15 protein-coding genes are annotated in these 19,164 nt (G+C 62.5%); 11 read left to right on the top strand and 4 right to left on the bottom strand.

What is annotated here, in order from left to right; all coding sequences use genetic code 11:
- Positions 1-5 precede the first annotated feature (5 nt).
- The 4 genes from ACE03M_RS04230 (at position 6) to ACE03M_RS04215 (ending at position 4,038) form a co-directional block, all read left to right on the top strand.
- Positions 6-680, top strand: a complete 675-nt coding sequence (locus tag ACE03M_RS04230; RefSeq protein WP_485932859.1) for a nucleotidyltransferase family protein — start codon at positions 6-8, stop codon at positions 678-680.
- On the top strand, positions 673-1,584 hold the full coding sequence (locus tag ACE03M_RS04225; protein ID WP_485932858.1) for an AAA family ATPase: 912 nt from the start codon (positions 673-675) through the stop codon (positions 1,582-1,584). Before ACE03M_RS04230 ends, ACE03M_RS04225 begins: the two co-directional genes overlap by 8 nt.
- Entirely contained in the window at positions 1,584-2,708 is a 1,125-nt protein-coding gene (locus ACE03M_RS04220; protein WP_485932857.1) for a VWA domain-containing protein, read from the top strand. Before ACE03M_RS04225 ends, ACE03M_RS04220 begins: the two co-directional genes overlap by 1 nt.
- A gap of 76 nt (positions 2,709-2,784) precedes the next feature.
- Positions 2,785-4,038: an XdhC family protein gene (locus tag ACE03M_RS04215; RefSeq protein ID WP_485932856.1), complete on the top strand. Its 1,254-nt coding sequence runs from the start codon at positions 2,785-2,787 to the stop codon at positions 4,036-4,038.
- A 52-nt stretch (positions 4,039-4,090) separates the two neighbouring features.
- On the opposite strand, the gene ACE03M_RS04210 is transcribed toward ACE03M_RS04215, so the two are convergent.
- Together ACE03M_RS04210 and ACE03M_RS04205 are read right to left on the bottom strand one after the other, a co-directional pair.
- Positions 4,091-7,096 (bottom strand): bifunctional FdrA/YlbE family protein, encoded by a 3,006-nt coding sequence (locus ACE03M_RS04210; protein WP_485932855.1) that lies wholly within the window; start codon positions 7,094-7,096, stop codon positions 4,091-4,093.
- A complete protein-coding gene (locus tag ACE03M_RS04205; protein WP_485932854.1) occupies positions 7,080-8,111 on the bottom strand; it encodes an oxamate carbamoyltransferase subunit AllH family protein in 1,032 nt (343 codons plus the stop codon). The genes ACE03M_RS04210 and ACE03M_RS04205 overlap by 17 nt, the downstream gene beginning before the upstream one ends.
- A 74-nt stretch (positions 8,112-8,185) precedes the next feature.
- Here ACE03M_RS04205 and ACE03M_RS04200 point away from each other — a divergent pair, with 74 nt between their 5' ends.
- The 7 genes from ACE03M_RS04200 to ACE03M_RS04170 all read left to right on the top strand — a co-directional run bounded on the left by ACE03M_RS04200 (position 8,186) and on the right by ACE03M_RS04170 (position 17,630).
- Positions 8,186-9,874 (top strand): PucR family transcriptional regulator, encoded by a 1,689-nt coding sequence (locus ACE03M_RS04200; protein ID WP_485932853.1) that lies wholly within the window; start codon positions 8,186-8,188, stop codon positions 9,872-9,874.
- A gap of 170 nt (positions 9,875-10,044) precedes the next feature.
- Positions 10,045-11,508, top strand: a complete 1,464-nt coding sequence (locus tag ACE03M_RS04195; RefSeq protein WP_485932852.1) for a uracil-xanthine permease family protein — start codon at positions 10,045-10,047, stop codon at positions 11,506-11,508.
- Positions 11,505-12,497 carry an FAD binding domain-containing protein gene (locus tag ACE03M_RS04190; RefSeq protein WP_485932851.1) on the top strand — a complete coding sequence of 331 codons (993 nt, stop codon included), beginning with the start codon at positions 11,505-11,507 and terminating at the stop codon, positions 12,495-12,497. Before ACE03M_RS04195 ends, ACE03M_RS04190 begins: the two co-directional genes overlap by 4 nt.
- A gap of 29 nt (positions 12,498-12,526) precedes the next feature.
- Entirely contained in the window at positions 12,527-13,081 is a 555-nt protein-coding gene (locus tag ACE03M_RS04185; RefSeq protein WP_260848255.1) for a (2Fe-2S)-binding protein, read from the top strand.
- Complete coding sequence (gene cutA, locus ACE03M_RS04180; RefSeq protein ID WP_485932850.1) at positions 13,078-15,522, top strand: aerobic carbon-monoxide dehydrogenase large subunit; 2,445 nt, start codon at positions 13,078-13,080, stop codon at positions 15,520-15,522. The genes ACE03M_RS04185 and cutA overlap by 4 nt, the downstream gene beginning before the upstream one ends.
- 12 nt (positions 15,523-15,534) lie before the next feature.
- Positions 15,535-16,206 carry an SRPBCC family protein gene (locus ACE03M_RS04175; protein WP_485932849.1) on the top strand — a complete coding sequence of 224 codons (672 nt, stop codon included), beginning with the start codon at positions 15,535-15,537 and terminating at the stop codon, positions 16,204-16,206.
- Between the two features lie 32 nt (positions 16,207-16,238).
- The gene (locus ACE03M_RS04170; RefSeq protein ID WP_485932848.1) at positions 16,239-17,630 is read left to right on the top strand and encodes an amidase; all 1,392 of its coding nucleotides are present in this window, start codon (positions 16,239-16,241) and stop codon (positions 17,628-17,630) included.
- Between the two features lie 64 nt (positions 17,631-17,694).
- On the opposite strand, the gene ACE03M_RS04165 is transcribed toward ACE03M_RS04170, so the two are convergent.
- The gene (locus tag ACE03M_RS04165) at positions 17,695-18,579 is read right to left on the bottom strand and encodes an anti-sigma factor (RefSeq protein WP_485932847.1); all 885 of its coding nucleotides are present in this window, start codon (positions 18,577-18,579) and stop codon (positions 17,695-17,697) included.
- The coding region (locus ACE03M_RS04160; protein WP_485932846.1) for a sigma-70 family RNA polymerase sigma factor at positions 18,576-19,164 on the bottom strand (589 nt) is incomplete at its 5' end. The genes ACE03M_RS04165 and ACE03M_RS04160, both read right to left, overlap by 4 nt.

The following is a 19,164-nucleotide window of genomic DNA, read 5'->3' as shown; positions in this document are numbered from 1 at the left end:
TAACCATGGTGAGGGCGATGAAGCGCAAGGTCAGCATGATCGTGTTGGCGGCCGGCAGCGGCAGTCGGATGGGTGTGCCCAAGGCGCTGCTGCGACTGCGTGTGGGGACCTCGTTGCTCGAACACCATGTGCACACGATGGCTGCAGCGCATGCTGGGGGCGAGGTGCAGCAGTCCGAGGACTCGCTGGAGATCATCGTGGTTCTCGGGGCGTCTGTCGATGTGGCGAGACCCCTGGTGCCGGCCAACGCACGTGTGGTCGAGAACCCTGACTTTGCCGCGGGGATGGGCTCATCGCTGCAGGTGGGCCTGCGGGCAGTCGCCGCCGATGCCGTAGCGGCCATCGTGACCTTGGTCGACCTTCCCGAGACTCCTGTCGAGGCCTACCGTCGTTTGCTTGAGCACTCCGGCACCGAGGTTTTGGCGCGCTGCATGTGGAATGCGGAACTCGGGCATCCTGTGATGATCGGCAGGGACCTGATCTCGGAGGCGATCGCGGCCTGTCACGAGGATAGAGGGGCGAGGAGTCTGTTCAGGGATTTGTCGGGTCAGGTTCTCGACATCGAGTGCGGAGATCTGTTGGCGCCTGGAGTCACGGGGAACAGGGATGTCGATACTCCGGCAGATGCACAAGCGCAAGGATTGCTTCTGCCCACGACCGGAATGAGTGATCATGCCTGACTACACCGGCGCCCTCGATCTGGCGAAGGCTCTGGGAGACGTGGGGTACATGGCCGACGATTCCCTTGCCACCGCAAGCTTCCTCGCGGGAGCACTCGATAAGCCACTCTTGTGCGAAGGAGCGCCCGGAGTCGGTAAGACCAGCCTGGCCAAGGCCCTGGCCAAAGTCCACGGCACCGAACTGATTCGTCTGCAGTGCCACGAGGGACTCGACGCGACCCATGCTCTCTACGACTGGGACTTCGCCAAACAGATTCTCCACGTCCGGACCATCGAAGTAGCGGCGAAGGCATCGGCCCAACGGCTCGATGCCACACGCCTCGACGATGAACTCCACAGCCTGCCGTTCCTGCTCAGGCGACCTATCCTCCAGGCGATCGAAAGTTCACGAAACGAGGGAGCTGATGCTCAACCTCGGCGTCCTGTGCTGCTCATCGATGAGATCGACCGTGCCGGCGACGAATTCGACGCTCTCCTGCTTGAGGTCCTCTCAGATTGGTCTGTGACAGTTCCCGAGCTGGGCACCATCCACACGCCGACCCCGCCCTTGGTGATCCTGACCTCCAACCGCACACGTGAACTTCACGACGCCCTCAAACGCCGCTGCGTCTACCACTGGTTCTCCCAACCTGATGCCCAGACTGAGGAGAGAATACTCGCTCATCATGTCCCGGCTTCTTCCCAAGCGCTGCGGGCCGCCGTAGTGCGAGCTGCTAATCGTCTGCGGTCGCAGACCCTGATCAAACCTCCGGGAACCTCGGAGACCATCGACTGGATCCGCGCGCTCGCGGCGCTGGGAATCAGTGAACTCGACGAGGCAGCCGTGCGGTCGACGATTTCCGCAGTTCTCAAAGATGCCGATGATCTCAGCGGTCTGAGTTCGAACAGTCTGGTCGACCAGTGATGAGCGACCTGACCGCCGAGCTGATGCGCTTCGGCTCACGCCTGCGCCGGCATGGACTGCCTGCCGGTGCAGACAGGATCCGGACTCTGGCCAGCGCACTTGCCCACATCGACCTGTTGGACCCAACCCAGGTTCGTGCTGCCTCGCGGTCATTGATCTGCACGGAGCAGAAACATATTCCGATCCACGATGCCCTCTTCAACCAGCATTTCGGCCTCACCGGGCGACAACGAGTGGCACCGGGCCCTCACGAGGTGTCGATCCCGACTCCGGAGCCCAGCGAAGAGTCGAGTGACTCGGCGAAATGGGATCACGTCGAAGACCAGACAATGGCGCTCCAAGCCGCCGCCAGCCGGCTCGAGGTCCTGCGCACCACCGACCTCGGCAACGGAGAACATGCGGCGGAGGCGGTACGTCTGATCGATGGCCTGTCTTTTCGCAACCCACGTCGCAGTGCGTATGCAGACAGGCGCAGCAGTTTCGGAAGAATCGATGCGAACCAGATCGTGAGGACCCTGCTTCGGCAGGAAGAACTCTCGCGTCTGCCGCGGTCAACCCGCCGAGAACGCGATCGAGACGTCACGATCATCGTCGACGTATCAGCCTCGATGAAGCAATGGCTGCCGGCACTCATCAGATTCCTGGCTCGAGCCACGCCAAGACTCAAGGCACGAAGCTTTACCCTGGGAACTCGTCTCACTCGAGTCGACCATCACTTCTCTGCACCGTTGAATGACCGTGAACTGCTGGCGGCGCAGGAGGCGATTCCCGACCTGGCCAGCGGGACCCGCCTCGGCGAAGGACTGCTCACCCTGCTCAACGGGGGACATCGAGAGGCGATCCGCGGATCGGTGCTCGTCCTCATCAGCGATGGCTGGGAACAGGGCGACTGCTCCGAACTGCTCCGCGCGTGCGCACGGCTGGGGAGACTGAGCCACCGATTCATCTGGGTGAATCCTCGTGCGGGACGTGTCGGCTTCACTCCGGAGGTGCGGGGTATGCGGATCGCTGAGGAACACGCGCAGGTGATGCTTCCCGCCACCACCGTTGACGGTTGGCAGGCAGTGGCCGAGAACATCGCCTCCAGCGTGAGACGGGATACGGCGAGGCAGGGCCGGGGTTGAACGAGCAAGGATGGATTGAGCCGACATCCGGATACGGCAAGCGCGGGCCAGAGAGCAGTGAAGGAGACGATGACGAATGGCTGAGCTGGAACAGACACTGCTGAATTGGCTGCAGGTCGGCCGCCGGTTCTCAGTAGCCATCGTCGTCGAAACCTGGGCATCGGCACCCCGCCCGGCCGGAGCGATGATGGCGGTGGCCTCCGATGGTCAGACGGTCGGCAGTCTGTCCGGGGGATGCGTCGAATCCGCCGTCCACGAACTCGCCCTCGAGGTACTGACCACAGGTCAGGCCAGGCTGTCGCACTACGGCACCAGCGACGACGAGGCATACGCTGTGGGCCTTGCCTGCGGCGGGCAGATCGAGGCACTGGTGATCCCGGTCGTCAATGAGGCAACGACGGTGCCGCTGGCTGCTTATATGCGTGCGCTTGAGGAATCTCGTCCGGCCGCGCTCGCCCTGGAACTGCCGATGATCCGTGAGACTTCAGCCGACGAGGTGTTCGGCCGGGCGGCCGAAGACTCTGTGGCTTCCGAGGGTGTCGTTGACGCTGATGACACGGGTCGCATGTTGTTCATCGAACCCGCAGAGGGCGCGGCTGGCGTGCCCTCATCTGCCGGCCGACATGGTGCGGCAGCCAAGGCTGGAGCTGAGTGGCGCCGGAGTGGAACTCTCGGGCACCCGCGACTCGATGAGCACGTCACCACCGATGCTGGGGCGATGATCACCCAAGGCCGATCGGGAGTGCGTGAATACGACTCCACTGGAATGCGCCTCGGCGCGGGAACACGGATCTTCGTGACCACCTCGGATCCGCCTCCGCGTCTCATCATCTTCGGGGCGATCGACTATGCGGCGGCTTTGTCTCAACTCGGGAAATTCCTCGGCTATCAGGTGACGGTGTGCGATGCGCGACCGATCTTCGCAACTCCGGAGAGGTTCCCCGATGCCGACGAGGTCATCGTCTCGTGGCCGCATCGATACCTGGCCGAAGAGGTCCGGGCCGGGCGAATCGAAGGTTCCACGGTCATCGCAGTGCTCACCCACGATCTGAAGTTCGACGTTCCAGTGCTCCTCGAAGCGGCAAGGTCCGTGGCCGGATACATCGGTGCGTTGGGAAGTCGTCGCACCCACAAGCTGCGAGTCGATGCTATGTCACTGGCGGGGGCGAGCGCTGCAGAGATCGATCGAATCCATGGTCCGATCGGCCTCGATCTCGGGGCCCGTTCGCCGGAGGCCACTGCAGTGTCCATCTTCGCCGAGGTGCTGCTTGAGTTCGCCCAAGGAACCGGCCGTTCGCTGCGGAGGACAACCGGACCTATTCACTCGTAGTCACCGGACCCAGCGAATGCTCGCTGGGCTCGATGACCGAGGCTGAAGCGAACTACCGTCCCAGAGACTCGAGACCATTGGTGAAGCAGTCCATCGGAGGATTGACGAGTCCGGCACCTACTTGGCCGACACCGGCTATGCGACCGGCCATGCCCGTGTTGATCTGCGGAAGCACATTCGTTCGCAGCACCTTGACCAGGTCGATTCCGCTGGGAACACCGCGGAATTCGAGGATCGGAATCTGGTGGATCGGGTGCTCACCAGCGGTGATCTCGTACATTCTCCGCGTCGTCTCCACCGCGAAGGCCACATCGCCACCGACGAGACGCACCACCGCCGGAGCCGCGGCCATGGCCAGTCCTCCGATGCCGGCGGTCTCTGTGATCGCCGAGTCTCCGATGTCGGGATTGGCATCTTCTGGACCGAAGTCGCCCAGGTACAGTCCCTCAGCGACCTGGGCCGGTCCGGTGAACCATTCGTCGCCGGTACCTGAAAGTTGGATGCCGAAATCGGTGCCGTTGCGAGCCATGGTCACGACCAGTGAGGATCCGGGAATGCCCTTCGCCGCAGCCATCGCCAGTTTGCAGGTCGGCATGACCAGGTTGAGCGCGAAGTAGTCATTGGCGCCCAGGAAACTGCACACCTCGGCGAGGTCAGCGGTGGCGAAGTCCAGTGCCAGCAGATCCGGCATCAGATCTCGGAGGAACAGCAGCGTCGCCGTGCGATTGCGATTGTGGCCCTCATCGCCGGATGCCAACATCTGCGAAACATAGTACTTCGTGTCGATGGGTCCGTGTGCGGCGACCGCCTGTGCGAGCACGGGTCCCAAGATGTCGCGCATCCAGTGCAGGCGGTCAAGCACCTCGTCGTTGTTCGCACCGTACCGCAGCACCTTACCCAAGCCCTCGTTGAGGGAGCAGTAGGCGCGATTGCCATACACAGGGTCGATGAGTTCGAACATCCACATCGACGGGCTGATCACTCCTGCCATCGGCCCGACAGCATCCTTCGAATGACACGGTGCCATGCTGAATCGTCCATCGGCGAGCCCGGCTTCAGCCTCTTCGAGGGTGTCGGTCAGCCCTTCGAAGACCACAGCGCCGGCCAATGCTCCGCGCATGGGGCCCGAGGCCCGTTCAAACTCCAGGGGAGGTCCCGAATGCAGGAACTCGTTCTCGGCAAGGCCCAGACATTCACGGGCCGGCCGTAGGCCGACGAGCTGGGCACCGGCATTGAGCATGGCCTCCAACGCTTGGGCATTGGCGGCCAGTCGACGAGGGTCGCTCATCACGGAGAAGAGCCTGTTCGCATCACCGACGGGTGGCTGCCACGGTACTTCGACGACGGGAACGGCCTGTGCGCGCAGCGCATCGGCGAAGAGTGACAGGCCGACGCTGACGACTTTCGGTTCGGCCGAGAGCAGCTCGCTCAGCTTCGTCGCCGGCACATCGCTCCTCGCCGACGCATCGCTCGTCGCCGCAGAGTTCGCTGCTGCCTCCGTCGTCGCCGGTGCCCCGTGGGAAGAGGGTCCTGACTGTGCAGGAGCGTTGTCGCACTCGGCCTGGTTGAGCGGGGCGATGAGGGAGACCGCCCGCCGAGTCGCCTGAGCATTCGAGACGTAGACCTCAGCGCCGGCCCCAACGAGCGAGCCGACCGTGGCAGAGAAGTCCTGAGGATCAGACTGGGTGCCGATGAGGCTGACGATGACCGGCAACTCCCGTCCAGCCTGTGTTGCGGCCAAGCGAGCTGCGGAAATGGCTCCGGAGAGACCTTCCGCTGGAGCCGCGTGGGCTCCATGACCGAGGACCAGATCGAGGAGGAGGACCCCAGCGCTGTTTCCCGCCTCGGCGATGGCCCCGAGACGGAGGCTGGGGTCGATCATCGGGTGGGCGCGACCCTGAGTCATCCCATCATCACCGAAGTCGATGACCGTGTGCGCGGACGTGGGCAGTTCGGCACCGGCAATCTTCTCAGCCCCGCCGAGGGGGATGTTCGAGGTGATAGGTCCCAGAGTTTCGGCCGCGATGAGCATGGCTTCATCGGCCATGGTGCCCCCGCAGAACAGCCCCACCAGAGGTCCCTGCTGCAGGTCCTCTGAGGAGCCGGTCGTTCCCCAGGAGGGCCAGGTGGGGACATTGAAGCCGCAGCTGTCCAGAGCAGTTTCGACGCTTGCTGTGAGATCGGTGCGCTCGGGACCGAGCACAGCCCAACTGACACCGATGCCCAGATCGGCTGCCAACACCTCTATCTCAGCGACCACCTCGGCGTCGGCGGGTTTCGACACGATGATGACATGGTCGGTGTCTTTGTCGCCGGCCAGAGCCTTGAGCGCCTGTTTGGCACTGAGTCCGCCGACCTCGCGTGCCAGATCGCGTCCGCCGGTGCCGATCAGCTGGGAGATCCCTGCCCCCGCGGCATCAAGCAGGGTTGAGACCTGCTGCGCACCAGTGCCCGAAGCGGCGACGATCCCGATCCGGCCCGGCTTCACCTCGTTGGCGAAACCGAGCCCGGCCCCGGCGACGATGGCCGTCCCGCAGTCGGGGCCCATGACGATGAGGCCCGCCTCGGTGGCTCGGTGCTTGAGTGCGACCTCGGTGTCGACATCGACGTTGTCGCTGAAGAGCAGCACCGAGTTGCCCGCATCCAGAGCGGCAATGGTTTCGATGCCTGCATAGTCGCCGGGCACGGAGACCACGACCAGGTTGGAGCCGGTGCGCCCGACCGCTGACTCGACAGTCAGGGGAGGCTGCTCCGCTCCCGTTGGCCCCAGCGAGCGTGCGGCGGTGTCGGCAATGCGGGTGAAGGCTTCATCGACGGCGGCGAGACCGGACGCGAGCGCAGCTTCGTCGCTGGCGCTGATCGCGATGACCAGATCGTTGGGGGCAGCCGAATCGGGAATGTCGAAACCGGCATCGCGCATGAGCCCGACATTGAGCTCGGTGCCCATGCCGATGAGCGCCGCGTCTACACCTTCGGTGGCCTTGACCTGCGCAGAGACCTGCATGAGAGCCACAGAGTCGTAGTAGAGGCCTGACCTGATATCAAGAGTCGTCGGCATGGATGGTTCCTTCCAGTGGTGAAACGAGAGTGAGTTCGGCAGCAGGTGTGAGTACCGCGAGGAATCCGGTCAGAAGATCATGGCCGGAGTGATGACCGATCCGGTTGATGTTCGCTAACACCTCATCGAGACCGTGAGCCTCGTCGAACGTTTGAAGCGGCGGTGTGGTGCGGTGGCCGTTGCCGGAGAACTTCTCGGCGCGGATCAGTCGGGCGATGTCGGCGATGGCGCGCTCGATCTCCGGAATGCAGTAGCCCTCGAGAGCAGCACGCAGAAGTGAGGCAGAGACGGCTGTGGTTCGCTCTTCGAGTGCAAGGTAGGACAGACTGCTGGCCAACAGCGAGTGCTGGCACGAGCTGAGCGCTGACTGCGAAGTCCAGCGCAAGGCAAGGGCGATCCCGCAGAGTGCGTCATCACCGGATGGGGTGCTTCCGGGACCGTAGCCCAGGAGGGCGTGGGCGAATGAGTCGACGTCCGCAACCACACCGGATTCCAGGGCCCGGACGAGATTGACCGACCGGAGGGCAAGATCGCTGAGACCCGGGTTCAGGCGATCTTGGACCGAGGCGACCACGCCAGGCGAACATGGTCGAGGATCGCTGAGATCCGGGGGCTCGATTCGGCTGGGACGCCATGTTCTGACGGCTGCGCACCTGAGATTCGCGGATTCGATCCGTTCCACTCTCGAGTGGGCCGATGCCGTCGAGAAGGTGACGGTGGCCGGCATCTCAGGCCGAAGCCTGCCGAGGTGGTCCGCAGTCAGCTGGGGTACCTGAAGTCCTGTCGGCAGTTGCAGGGCATCCGGGCCCATCACGGGAAGTACATGTGTCCCGCGCCGGTGAGCATCGACTCCGATGTAGAAGCCGGTCGGAAACAGTCCGATGACCGTTGCGTCAACGGTCACCTCTGATGAGGACACTTCTTGTGAGCTCGCGAAAATCGACTCCAGCGCGGTGACGTCGTCCGGGTCCAGGAACGGCAGAGGCGAAGCCGCTGCTGGAAGAGTGTGTGACATGGACCTCATTTCGACAGGTTATCGTGACCTGCTATCGTCAATGCATGTCAAATGGTGCCAAGGATGGCCTATATATGCATCAAAATTTGCCAGACGATGAGAGTGTCTCGATTTCAGCCTGCCTGTCCGTACGTGACGTGCTGGGATTGCCGAGTATGCGCAGCGGCGAGATCGTTGCGGGTGGACAGGGGCTTGATCGCCTGGTCGAACTGACCAACGTGATGGAAGTCCCCGACATCATTCCCTGGGTGAAGCCCCGCGAACTGCTCCTCACCACTGCCTATCCGCTGCGGGACCGGCCCGAAGAGATCGCCCAGCTCCTGACGACTCTTGAGGGCAGTGGCGTGTCCGCCGTCTGCATCAAACCGGGGCGATATCTCACCGAGATTCCCGACTCCGCTATCGCGGAGGCCAACCGGATCGGTTTGCCGATCATCCACCTCGGTGACGGTGTCGGGTTCGACGAGATCATGCATGAAGTGCTGTCGGGCAACCTTGATCGCCGGGCCGAACTGATCCGGAAGACGGAACAGACGATGCGGGAACTCGTCGACGTCGTCATCAACGACGGCGACCTCGAAGACGTCTGTCAGATGGTGGCAGAGCGGATTGGTGTGGCCGCCGCGGTCACCACATTGGACGGTCGGGTGCGCTGCCTGCGGACTCATTCGATGTTCACCGAGGGTGAATCAGTGGTCGACGAGGATCTGGTGAGCCTGGTCTGCTTCGACAAGTCTGGCCGTTTCCGAGTTGAGGACGAACCCGCGGGCCTGGAACGCAGCGGCCGGACCCGCGCAGGCCGGACATCTGTGTGGGGCAACTGCACCATCGAAGGTGGAGACAAGACTCTGGGCCGCATCGTTGCCTTCGGCGAAGGCGTGCTCAAGGCTCCCGAGTTCCGGCTCATAGAACAGGCCGCCGCAGCCGCGGCGCTTGTCATCACCCGGGAGAAGGCGATCACTGCGGTCGAAAGCAAATACCGCACAGACTTCGTCCTCGAGGTGCTGCGAGGCCATATTGCCTCCACAGACCGAGTGCTCTCCCATGCCGACTCGCTGGGCTGGGACCTGGCCCGACCCATCAATGTTGCAGTCGCCGAGGTGGATTCGGAAGCGGACCAGACGGATGCTGAGAACAAGCGGACGATGCAGTCCCTCTTCGCCGACGCCTGGACGAAAGTCGTGTCCCAGGACGATCCCGCTGCTGCGGTCGTCGGTTCAGGAGATCAGGTCATCCTGCTGCTCTCGGCAGAGAATGCGGACGACATCACAGCACGGCTGAAGTCCTTCATCACGGATGTGCGCGGATATGGCGGGGGAGGCAGGAGACAGTTCTCGGTCGGTATCTCACGTCCCGCGGCAGACGTGTCCGGTCTGGCGGCGGCCTATCAGGAGGCGATGCGCGCACTCGAGGTCGGACGCCAGCTCGAGCGTGGTCAGGGACTCAGCCACTACGACTCCCTAGGTGTCTACCGGCTGCTCCTTCAGGTGACGAAGAAGGAAGAGCTGCGCAGCTTTGCGCGCGAGGTCCTCGGCCCACTGGCAGGAGACGACAAAGAAGAGTACGAAGGGCTGCGCACCACGTTGCAGGCGCTGCTCGATCACAACCTCAATGTGGCCGAAACGGCACGGTCGCTGTTCTTCCACTACAACACGCTGAGATACCGGATCACCAAGCTCGAACACATGGTCGGTCCGTTCACCGAAGATCCCAACCTCCGCCTCTCGCTGTCCTTGGCCTTGCAGATCGTCAAGCTTCCTTAGCAAAGACTGCCGACGAGCCCTGGGTATATTTGGCAGGATCTGACGTGATGTGTGCCTCAGCATCCCAATAGAGTCGGGGTGTCAGTCGAGATGTTTCGTGACCGGCGGCTGCAGGAACACACGTGTCGAAATGTCTGCACCGGGCCTTTCTCAACGATGAGGAGAAACACATGTCGATGTTCTCATGGACGTTGCACGGGGATGGCAAGACCGTCGCCCCAGGCGAGTTCGTCAAACCCAGCGAACGTCTGACCTGGGGTCGAACGATCGGCCTTGGTGCTCAGCACGTGGTAGCCATGTTCGGGGCCACCTTCGTCTTCCCCATCATCATGGGGCTCAACCCCCAGCTGGCCGTCATGATGTCGGGATTCGGCACCATCATCTTCCTCCTCATCGTCAAGGGCAAGGTGCCCAGCTACGTGGGCACCTCCGCCGCGTTCGTCGGAGGCGTCACCGCTGTCACCGCACAGGGCGGCACCCCCGCCGAGGTGACCGGTGCGATCATGATCTCTGGCGTCATCCTCGCTCTCGTCGGTGTGTTCATCCACTACATCGGGGCATCCGCGCTGACCAAGGTTCTCCCACCCGTCGTCACCGGCGGAGTGGTGATGCTCATCGGCTTCAACCTGGCCCCGGTCGTCGCGAACACCTACTGGCCCCAGGACCAGTGGGTCGCGGTCATCGTCATGGTCTTCATCGTCTTCCTCTCCGTCTGGGCGCGAGGGTTCCTTGGTCGCATCGCAGTGTTCCTCGGCCTCATCCTCGGCTACGGAGTCTCCTGGCTCTTCGACAAGATATTCGGTCAGATCACCTCGTTCAGCGCAGCAGCCGGAGAAGTGACCACGCACTTCCGCGTGGACTTCTCCGCCATCGAGTCAGCCGCGTGGATCGGTTTCCCGCCCATGACTGACACTGCTGCAGGTGTCGTCGGAGTTCACCTTCCTGTCTTCAACGCGGCAGCGATCGTCGTCATGCTGCCGGGCATCATCGCCCTCGTTGCAGAGAACGCCGGACACGTCAAAGCAGTCGAGGAGATGACCGGTGAGAAGCTCGACAAATACATGGGTCGCGCGGTCCTCGGCGACGGTGTCGCCGCTGTCGTCGCCACCTCGGTCGGAGGCTCACCGACGACAACCTATGCCGAGAACATCGGAGTGATGGCGGCCACGCGCGTCTACTCCACCGCTGCCTACTGGGTGGCTGCCCTTGTTGCCATCTGCTTCGGCTTCTCACCGAAGTTCGGTGCACTCATATCATCGGTTCCGGGCGGAGTCCTCGGCGGCATCACGGTCGTCCTCTACGGAATGATCGGCATGCTGGGTGCGAAGATCTGGATCGAGAACCGAGTCAACTTCGCCAACCCACTCAACATCGTCCCGGTCGCGGCTGGACTGATCATCGCCATCGGTGACGTCAGCCTGGAGTTCACTGACGACTTCGTCCTCTCCGGAATTGCCCTGGGAACGATATCGATGCTGGTCATGTACCATGTTGCGCGTTGGCTGGCGCCGAAAGAGCTGCTGGATGATCCGGCTGATGGCGCTGGGCTCAACATTGGAGGCGAAGGGCAGAGGGCCCGGGTCACCGCTGACCTCGAACAAGATCGCAAGCTCCGCAGAATGAAAGATGAGTGACTGAGACAATGAAGCCTTCTCCTCTGAGGATTCACCGTCCGAAGACCATTGAGGACACCCTGGAGCTGCTCGCAGCGCATGCATCAGATGGAAAGATCATCGCCGGGGGACAGAGCCTGGTTCCGGTCCTCAATATGCGCCTGGCATCTCCGAAGAACCTCATCGACATCACTGCCGTCGAGGGGCTCGACGGACTCACAGCAACGGGGGCGGAGATTACGGTCGGTGCGCTCGTGAGTCACCGACGACTCGAGCGCGATCCGGGCGCCGCCTGCGCGAATCCGATTCTCGGTGAAGCACTCGGACACGTCGCTCACCCGGCCATAAGGAATCGGGGAACCACGGTCGGCTCGATTGCACATGCCGACCCGAACGGTGAGATGCCGATGATTCTGGCGCTGACGGGTGGCCGCGTGAAGGTCAGGAGCCTGACCGGAACCCGCACACTCACCGCAGACGAACTCAACGTCGGTCCCTTGGAAACCAGTCTGGAACCCGAGGAGCTCATCACCGAGGCGATCTTCCCCTCCTTGCAACCAGGACAGAGGGCCGGATTCGACGAACTGGCGCGCCGCAGCGGTGACTACGGGCTGGCCGGGGTCGGACTGATCATGTCGACCGACGATGCTGACATTGCCAGCGCATCCGACCGAGCTGGCTTTGTCGACAATGTCGACTCAGCCAATTCCGGGGCTGCAGGCACAACGGCCACGATCACAGGCTTGAAGGCGGGATTCGTGTCAGTCACGGACACCCCGGACATCATTGAACTCGACGACATCGTCGCCGGCACCCCAGTGGATCGTGTGGATACGATCGTCGACGCCGTCGCCTCGGCGATCAAGGATTTCATTGACCCGGAGGGAGACATCCACGCCAGCGCCGACTATCGCCGGCATCTCACCGGAGTCCTCGCCGGACGCCTGCTCAAGCGATTGAGCAGGCCCAACAGCGCTCGTGGTGCGTCAGCCCTCAGCGGTGGACAGTGAGCAGTGACAAGCAAGGAGAAGGAAGCACGATGACCCAGATGAGCGCTGCTGAGGCAGCAGCCGAACCGAGATCGACCATCCGGCTGAGCGTCAACGGCAAAGATCATGTCCTCGATGTGCCGGATCGCAAACTTCTCTCCGACGTTCTGCGTCAGGACCTGGAGCTGACCGGTACCCATGTCGGCTGCGAACACGGGGTCTGCGGTGCCTGCACGGTGCAGCTCGACGGCGATCCGATCCGGTCCTGTCTGATCTTTGCCGCCAGCGCACAGAGTCATGAAGTCACCACTGTTGAAGGAATCGGAGACGATCCGGAAAACCCTGCCGACGTGCAGCAGGCCTTCATCGACTCCCACGGGCTGCAATGCGGCTTCTGCACTCCGGGATTCATCACCACCATCGACGCTTTCGTGAACGAAAACCCGCACCCGAGTGAAGAAGAGGCTCGGGAGGCGATCTCCGGCAACCTCTGCCGGTGCACCGGCTACCAGAACATCGTCAAGGCAGTGCAGCGTACGGCCGAACTGCGTGGCGGATGTGGCCAGGGCTGCTGTGACGACGAAGATGCTGGAGTGTCTCAATGACCACACGTATGTTCGGCCTGAAGATCAAACGTCGGGAAGACCCCCGACTGGTCACCGGCAATGGTCGATATCTTGATGATCTGGCCAACGGCAGCGTGGCTGCGGCCTTCGTGCGCAGCCCCCATGCCCACGCTGACATCGTCGATATCGATGTCACGGGCGCCATCGACGTCGAAGGTGTCATCGCAGTCTGGACCCACGAAGATCTGCCCGGTCAGGCAGCAGATCGCCTGCCCATGTTGATCCCCCACCCATCCATCGTGGCACCTCACACCGGTTACGCCCTGGCCCCAGACCACGTGAACTTCGTCGGCGAACCGATCGTCATGGTCATCGCCCGCGACCGCTATATCGCTGAAGACGCGGCCGGGAGGATCGAGGTCGACTATGAGTTCCTTGACCCGATCGTCGGTGTCGAACAGTCACGTGAGGGGCAGCGGATCGTTCACGCAGGAATGGACGACAACGTGGCAGCCCACTACGTCCAAGAGGTCGGGGACGTTGCTTCGGGGTTGGACCGGGCCCCACATACTCTCGACCTTGACCTGGAGTTCGAGCGCAGCGCATGCATGCCGATGGAAGGCAAAGGCGTCATCGCAGCCTGGAATCGGGAGGACGAAAGTCTCCAGGTCCATTCCTCGACCCAGACCAGCACCGGGTTGAGAGCCGCGTTGGCAGCGCGGCTGGAGATCCCCCTGACTCGGGTCGAAGTCATCACCCCCGATGTCGGCGGTGCCTTCGGAGTCAAGATCAATCACCCCTGGCCGGAAGAGCTGGCCGTGGCGTGTGCCGCCAGGGCACTTGGAACGACGGTGAAATGGACCGAGGACCGGCGCGAACATTTCATCTCCTCGGCGCATGAGAGAGCACAGACTCAGAGTGTGAAAGTCGGGTTCGACGATGACGGTCGGATTCTCAGCCTGGATGTGAAGTTCTGGCACGACAACGGGGCCTACATTCCTTACGGCGTCATCGTCCCGCTCAACACGTCGACGCATGTCATGGGCCCCTACAACATCGCCAACTATCGAGTCGAATACTGGTCTCTGTACACCAACACTGTCATGGTCACTCCCTATCGAGGCGCCGGTCGCGCCCATGCGGTGTTTATGATGGAGCGCACCGTCGACGCCATCGCCGACGAACTTGGAATGGATCGCACACAGGTACGTCTGAACAACTTCGTCCGTGAGTTCCCCCATCCGATGGGAGTGACCATGCAAGACGGTGCGGAAGGCTGTCTGGACTCGGGTGACTTTGTGACCTCCCTCGACAAGCTCAAGGCCCTCGTCGGCTGGGACGAATTCGAAGCCTTTCGGGACCAGGCCAGAGCCGAGGGCCGCAAGGTCGGTCTGGGGATCGGATGCTATGTGGAGAGCACCGGTGCCGGTCCTTATGAAGGTGGTCATATCGAGGTCGAGTCCTCTGGACGGGTGAACGTCTGGACTGGGCTGACGACCCACGGACAGGCGCATGCGACTGTATTCGCTCAGATCGTCGCCGATGCTCTCGGTGTCCCCATCGACACCGTGCATGTGGCGACAGGAGATACCCGCAAACTTCCGTACTCGGTCGGGACCTGGGGATCGCGGGGAGCCGTGATGGCAGGCAACGCCCTGCACCTGACGGCTCAGAAGGTCAAGGCCAAGGCATTGACGATTGCCGGCGAGTCTCTGGAGGCTGATCCGGAGGATCTGGAGATCGTTGATGGGATCATCTCCGTCAAGGGCGACCCCAGTGCCGCCATGCCCTTGGCCGCGGTGTCTGTTCTGTCGAATCCCTTGCGATACGCGTTTGACGAGAGCGCCAAGGCCGCAACTCAGTTCGCCAAGGAGTCCAACGCAGAAGAACCCTCGGTGAAGCCGGGCGAGCAGCCGGGACTGGAAGAGCAGGAGTTCTTCTCGCCGCTGCGCTCCACCGTGGCCAACGGCATGCATGCCGCGATCGTCGAAACCGATCCTGAGACTGCCGACATCACGATCCTTCGCTACTGCGTCGTTCATGACTGCGGGCCGATGATCAACCCGATGGTCGTCGAAGGACAAGTCCATGGCGGTGTGGCCCAAGGTGTGGGAGGAGCGCTCTACGAACGGATGGCCTACGACGAGGACGGGCAGCTGCTCAATGCTTCCTTCATGGACTTCCTCATGCCCTTCGCGTCTGAGATTCCCTACGTTGAGACCGATCATCTGGAGACCCCCAGCCCGCTCAACCCCCTGGGCATCAAAGGTGCAGGAGAGGCCGGAACAATTCCGACAGCCACGACAATCGCATCTGCCATCGAAGACGCTGAAGGCTTCCCCATCCGTGCCATGCCACTCGATCCTTCCACACTCTGGGAACTGCGGAATAAGCATGCGGCCGGTGAAGTACCCGGACTGAAAGCCGGAGGCCTCGGATCTGCCGATTCTGCACCCCCATCCACTCCCGGACACAAGTAAGGACTGCACCACATGCACATCTCTTCCGTAGCTCAGATGACTGCCGATCCTGACACCGCTTATGCTGCGTTCCACGACCCCCGGATCCTCGCGGCCACCATTCCGGGAGTCGAAGGCTTCACTCCGGTAGACGACCAGACCTATCAAGTGGTTCTGACCATGGGTGTGGCGGCGATCAAAGGCACCTACAAAGGCTCGGTGGCGTTCTCGCAAGAGCAGCCCCCGGCGTCGTTCGTCCTCACCGCCAAGGGTTCTGGCGGGCCGGGGACCATTGGTGCCGATATCACCGTGGCGCTGGCACCTGGCGAAGCCGGTGGTACCGAGGTCACTTGGGAAGCCGATGCCGTTCTGGGGGGAGCCATCGGCGGCGTCGGCCAGCGAATGCTGTCCGGCGTGGCAAAACGCATCGCCACAAAATTCTTCAAAGACATCGATCGGGCCATTCGCGAAGGAGTCGAGGAGCCAGCGGTTGCAGCCACAGCCGATGTTCCCGAAGTCCTTGCAGTGCCCGCAGCATCTGCTGGTCTTGCAGCACCTGCAGGTCCGGCAACGCCGGTGGCTGAACCTGCCGGGTCAGTGCTCGGAACGTCTGCGCGAGGCAGCGAATTCTTGGTGGGCGCAGCCGTGGGCGCCGGTGCGGCCCTGCTCGGCGTCTGCGTCGGACTGTTGGCCGGACGCCGCTAGTGTCGCTTGGTGCTGAATCGGACATCCGATGGATGTCCCTCGCTGAACTTGCGGATGCACTTGCAACACGTCAATTGAGTTCTCGAGAACTGGTCGAGGCGCATCTACTCCGCATTGACGAGATCAATCCTCGTGTCAACGCGGTGATCACAGTCGATGCAGACGGTGCGCTCGCCTCGGCGACGGAGGTTGACGAGCTCAGAGCCCGAGGTTCGGACCTTCCTCTCTTGTCAGGCATCCCGATGACGCATAAGGACACTCACGAGACGGCTGGGATGCGGACGACATTCGGCTCCCCGATCTTCGCTGAGAACGTGCCGAACCGGGATGCCCTCATCGTGTCCAGACTGAAGTCGGCAGGCGTGATCAGCACAGGCAAAACCAATGTGCCTGAATTCGCGGCGGGCGCCCACACCACCAACCCTGTGTTCGGGACGACTCGTAACCCTTATGACACCGCTCTGTCCGCCTCCGGTTCGTCCGGCGGCGCCGCGGCAGCGATTGCTTGCGGAGTCCAGGCAGCGGGAGACGGCTCGGATACGGGCGGGTCACTGCGCCTGCCAGCTGGGTTCAACAATATCGTGGGCCTGCGCCCTTCCAACGGCTGGATACCGCATGTGTCTCCAGACAACCCGTGGGAGTGGCTGAGCCAAGCGGGATTCATGGCTCGCAGGGTTGCCGATATCGCCATGCTCATGGACCTCTGCAGCGGACCTGATCGCATGGGACCAGCTGCGCGCGTGGAGTCGGGAGGGTTCTCGACGCTGGATTCGGGGAAGGACTTGTCGGGATGGGCGATCGGATTCGCGCCGAATCTGGGTGGCCAGGTCGAGGTCGAAAACGAGGTAGCTGAGGTCGTCGGAGCAGCAGGTCCTGTGCTGACCGGGTTGGGTGCCCACCTGAGTTACGAAGCACCAACGCTCGACGATGCTGTCGAGGTGTTCCGCGTGGCCAGGGCCTACGAATTCGCTAAGAACTATGGACATCTCGTTGAGGGCCATGCGCACGAGATGAAAAATTCGCTCCGGGACAACATTCAAGCTGGGTTGAACTTGGGCGTGGACGATCTCTTCGCGCTTGACGACGCTCGTGCTCGACTGTGGGTGGCGATGCAGGACTATTTCTCGCGCCACGACGTGCTGGTGACGACCACAAGTCAGGTGGAACCTTTCGCCGCCGACCTCGACTATCCGGACAGCCTCAGTGGCAAACCGATCAGCGATTACATGGCGTGGGTTTACGCGACCAGCCTGATCTCAGCAACGGGATGCCCCGCGATCAGCGTGCCGGCTGGATTCTCCTCAACGGGGCTGCCGGTGGGACTGCAGATCATCGGCCCCGTCGGCGCCGATAAGCGAGTGCTCGAGGTGGCACAGGCCTTCGAGAGCGTCACCAACCACGCTCGGACCCATCCGTTGCTTTGAGGTTCCAGCCTTCCGATCTTCAGGAAGAGCCGATGCCTCCAGACATCTGAACAATGGCCATTGTCTACAGGCCGATGGCCACGATCGGATCGGTGGTCGGCTGGTCCGAACCGCCCTTGGGCTCCACAGTGACGCCGAACAGACTTCCTTTGGCGAAAGGCTCATCGGCGATGGTCACCGGTGCGTTCGACATCAGCCCCACACTCTCGGGGCCCTCATCGCCGATGACCCACATCTGCAGGGATTTTCCTGCAGGAGAGACTTCGACATCGCGAGGACTGAGGCGAATGAGCTGTTCCTTCTCGGACGAAGCCACAGTGACCGATCCGCCCTCGGGCAGCTCGGCCGTGCTGGTTTTCAGATCGCCGGCTTCCATGAGCCGAGCTGAGTCGTCGAGCTGTTGTTGAGCAGCTGCCAGTTCGTCTTCCAGCTCGTTCTGCTTCTGCCAGGAACTCACTCCGACACCGGCGGCGACGATGACAGCGGCAGCGGCTGCAGCCATCGGCACCCAGGCGCTGCGTTTCCGACGGCGCTCGGCCAGATCTGCAGGCGGTGGCCCGTCCGAGTGCGACTGATTGTCTGCCTGTGATGCGGGTTGAGCCGGAGCGTTGAGCTGAGTCGGTGCTGATGACCGAGTCTGCTGCTGTTCAGAACCAGCCTGTTCCAGGCTCGGTGGTTTCGCGGCCGCATCCTCCTGAGCATGTGTGTTCGGGATGGCGAGAATTGCATTCCGGGCGGCTGCACTGATGGGTTCAGGGGCATCTGTGGCTGAGGATTCAGACGCTTCTGCATCGGATTCGGCCATGAGCGCCATGGTGTCTTCATACTCGGCGACCTCGGAGCGGAACTCAGCGTCGGCGTCTGCGAGAGCCTGGGCCTCGGCAAGCTCAGCTTCGCTGAGTCCACCCAGAGCCAGCCCGGCAGCCAGATAGTCGCGATCGGCACTCATCGGCTTACCTCCAACTCTTCTCGCAGCTTCTTCATTCCGTCTCTGATTCGTGACTTGATGGTGCCGAGGGGCACCTTGAGATTCTCCGAAATCTCAGCGTGGGTCAGGCCTTGGTAGAAGGCCATGACGATGGGTTGTGCCTGGTCCGGGGGAAGTATCTTCAGCGCTGTGGCGGTTCTCTCCGACTCGGATCTGTCGATGACCGTCTGTTCGACCTGCTCGCCCTCTTCCGCCGACGATTTCAGACCGTCGGCGTAGTCGCGATCCTGTTGGGCCTGAACACTGCGGACGCAGTCGATGGCTCTCCGACGAGCCAGCGTGATCAGCCATGCTCTGCCTGTCCCGCGTTGTGGGTCGAACCCGGAGCACCGGGTCCACACTTCGGTGAAGCATTCCTGGAGCACCTCCTCAGCGAGCGACTGACTTCTCACAATCCGCAGGATCACTGCCATGAGTATGCGTGATTGTGCCACAAAGAGTTCTTCGAAAGCGGACCTGTCACCGGCGGCGATCCGCAGCAGCTGGTCGCCGCTCGGGTCCGCTGCCGTCGTGACGGTGCCGTGGGGGCCCCGGGCGACATATCCC

It is taken from the genome of Brevibacterium sp. AGC70 (assembly GCF_057334195.1).
Note: the sequence above shows the minus strand (reverse complement) of the source record. Positions and strands in the feature narration are given on the sequence as shown.

Excerpts from the sequence above, each read along its gene's own strand:
- ACE03M_RS04165 (WP_485932847.1), bottom strand. The coding sequence starts at position 18,579 with ATGAGTGCCGATCGCGACTATCTGGCTGCCGGGCTGGCTCTGGGTGGA.
- ACE03M_RS04215 (WP_485932856.1), top strand. The coding sequence starts at position 2,785 with ATGGCTGAGCTGGAACAGACACTGCTGAATTGGCTGCAGGTCGGCCGC.
- ACE03M_RS04205 (WP_485932854.1), bottom strand. The coding sequence starts at position 8,111 with ATGTCACACACTCTTCCAGCAGCGGCTTCGCCTCTGCCGTTCCTGGAC.
- ACE03M_RS04170 (WP_485932848.1), top strand. The coding sequence starts at position 16,239 with ATGTCCCTCGCTGAACTTGCGGATGCACTTGCAACACGTCAATTGAGT.
- ACE03M_RS04195 (WP_485932852.1), top strand. The coding sequence starts at position 10,045 with ATGTCGATGTTCTCATGGACGTTGCACGGGGATGGCAAGACCGTCGCC.
- ACE03M_RS04210 (WP_485932855.1), bottom strand. The coding sequence starts at position 7,096 with ATGCCGACGACTCTTGATATCAGGTCAGGCCTCTACTACGACTCTGTG.
- ACE03M_RS04185 (WP_260848255.1), top strand. The coding sequence starts at position 12,527 with ATGACCCAGATGAGCGCTGCTGAGGCAGCAGCCGAACCGAGATCGACC.
- cutA (WP_485932850.1), top strand. The coding sequence starts at position 13,078 with ATGACCACACGTATGTTCGGCCTGAAGATCAAACGTCGGGAAGACCCC.
- ACE03M_RS04225 (WP_485932858.1), top strand. The coding sequence starts at position 673 with ATGCCTGACTACACCGGCGCCCTCGATCTGGCGAAGGCTCTGGGAGAC.
- ACE03M_RS04220 (WP_485932857.1), top strand. The coding sequence starts at position 1,584 with ATGAGCGACCTGACCGCCGAGCTGATGCGCTTCGGCTCACGCCTGCGC.
- ACE03M_RS04175 (WP_485932849.1), top strand. The coding sequence starts at position 15,535 with ATGCACATCTCTTCCGTAGCTCAGATGACTGCCGATCCTGACACCGCT.
- ACE03M_RS04230 (WP_485932859.1), top strand. The coding sequence starts at position 6 with ATGGTGAGGGCGATGAAGCGCAAGGTCAGCATGATCGTGTTGGCGGCC.
- ACE03M_RS04200 (WP_485932853.1), top strand. The coding sequence starts at position 8,186 with ATGCATCAAAATTTGCCAGACGATGAGAGTGTCTCGATTTCAGCCTGC.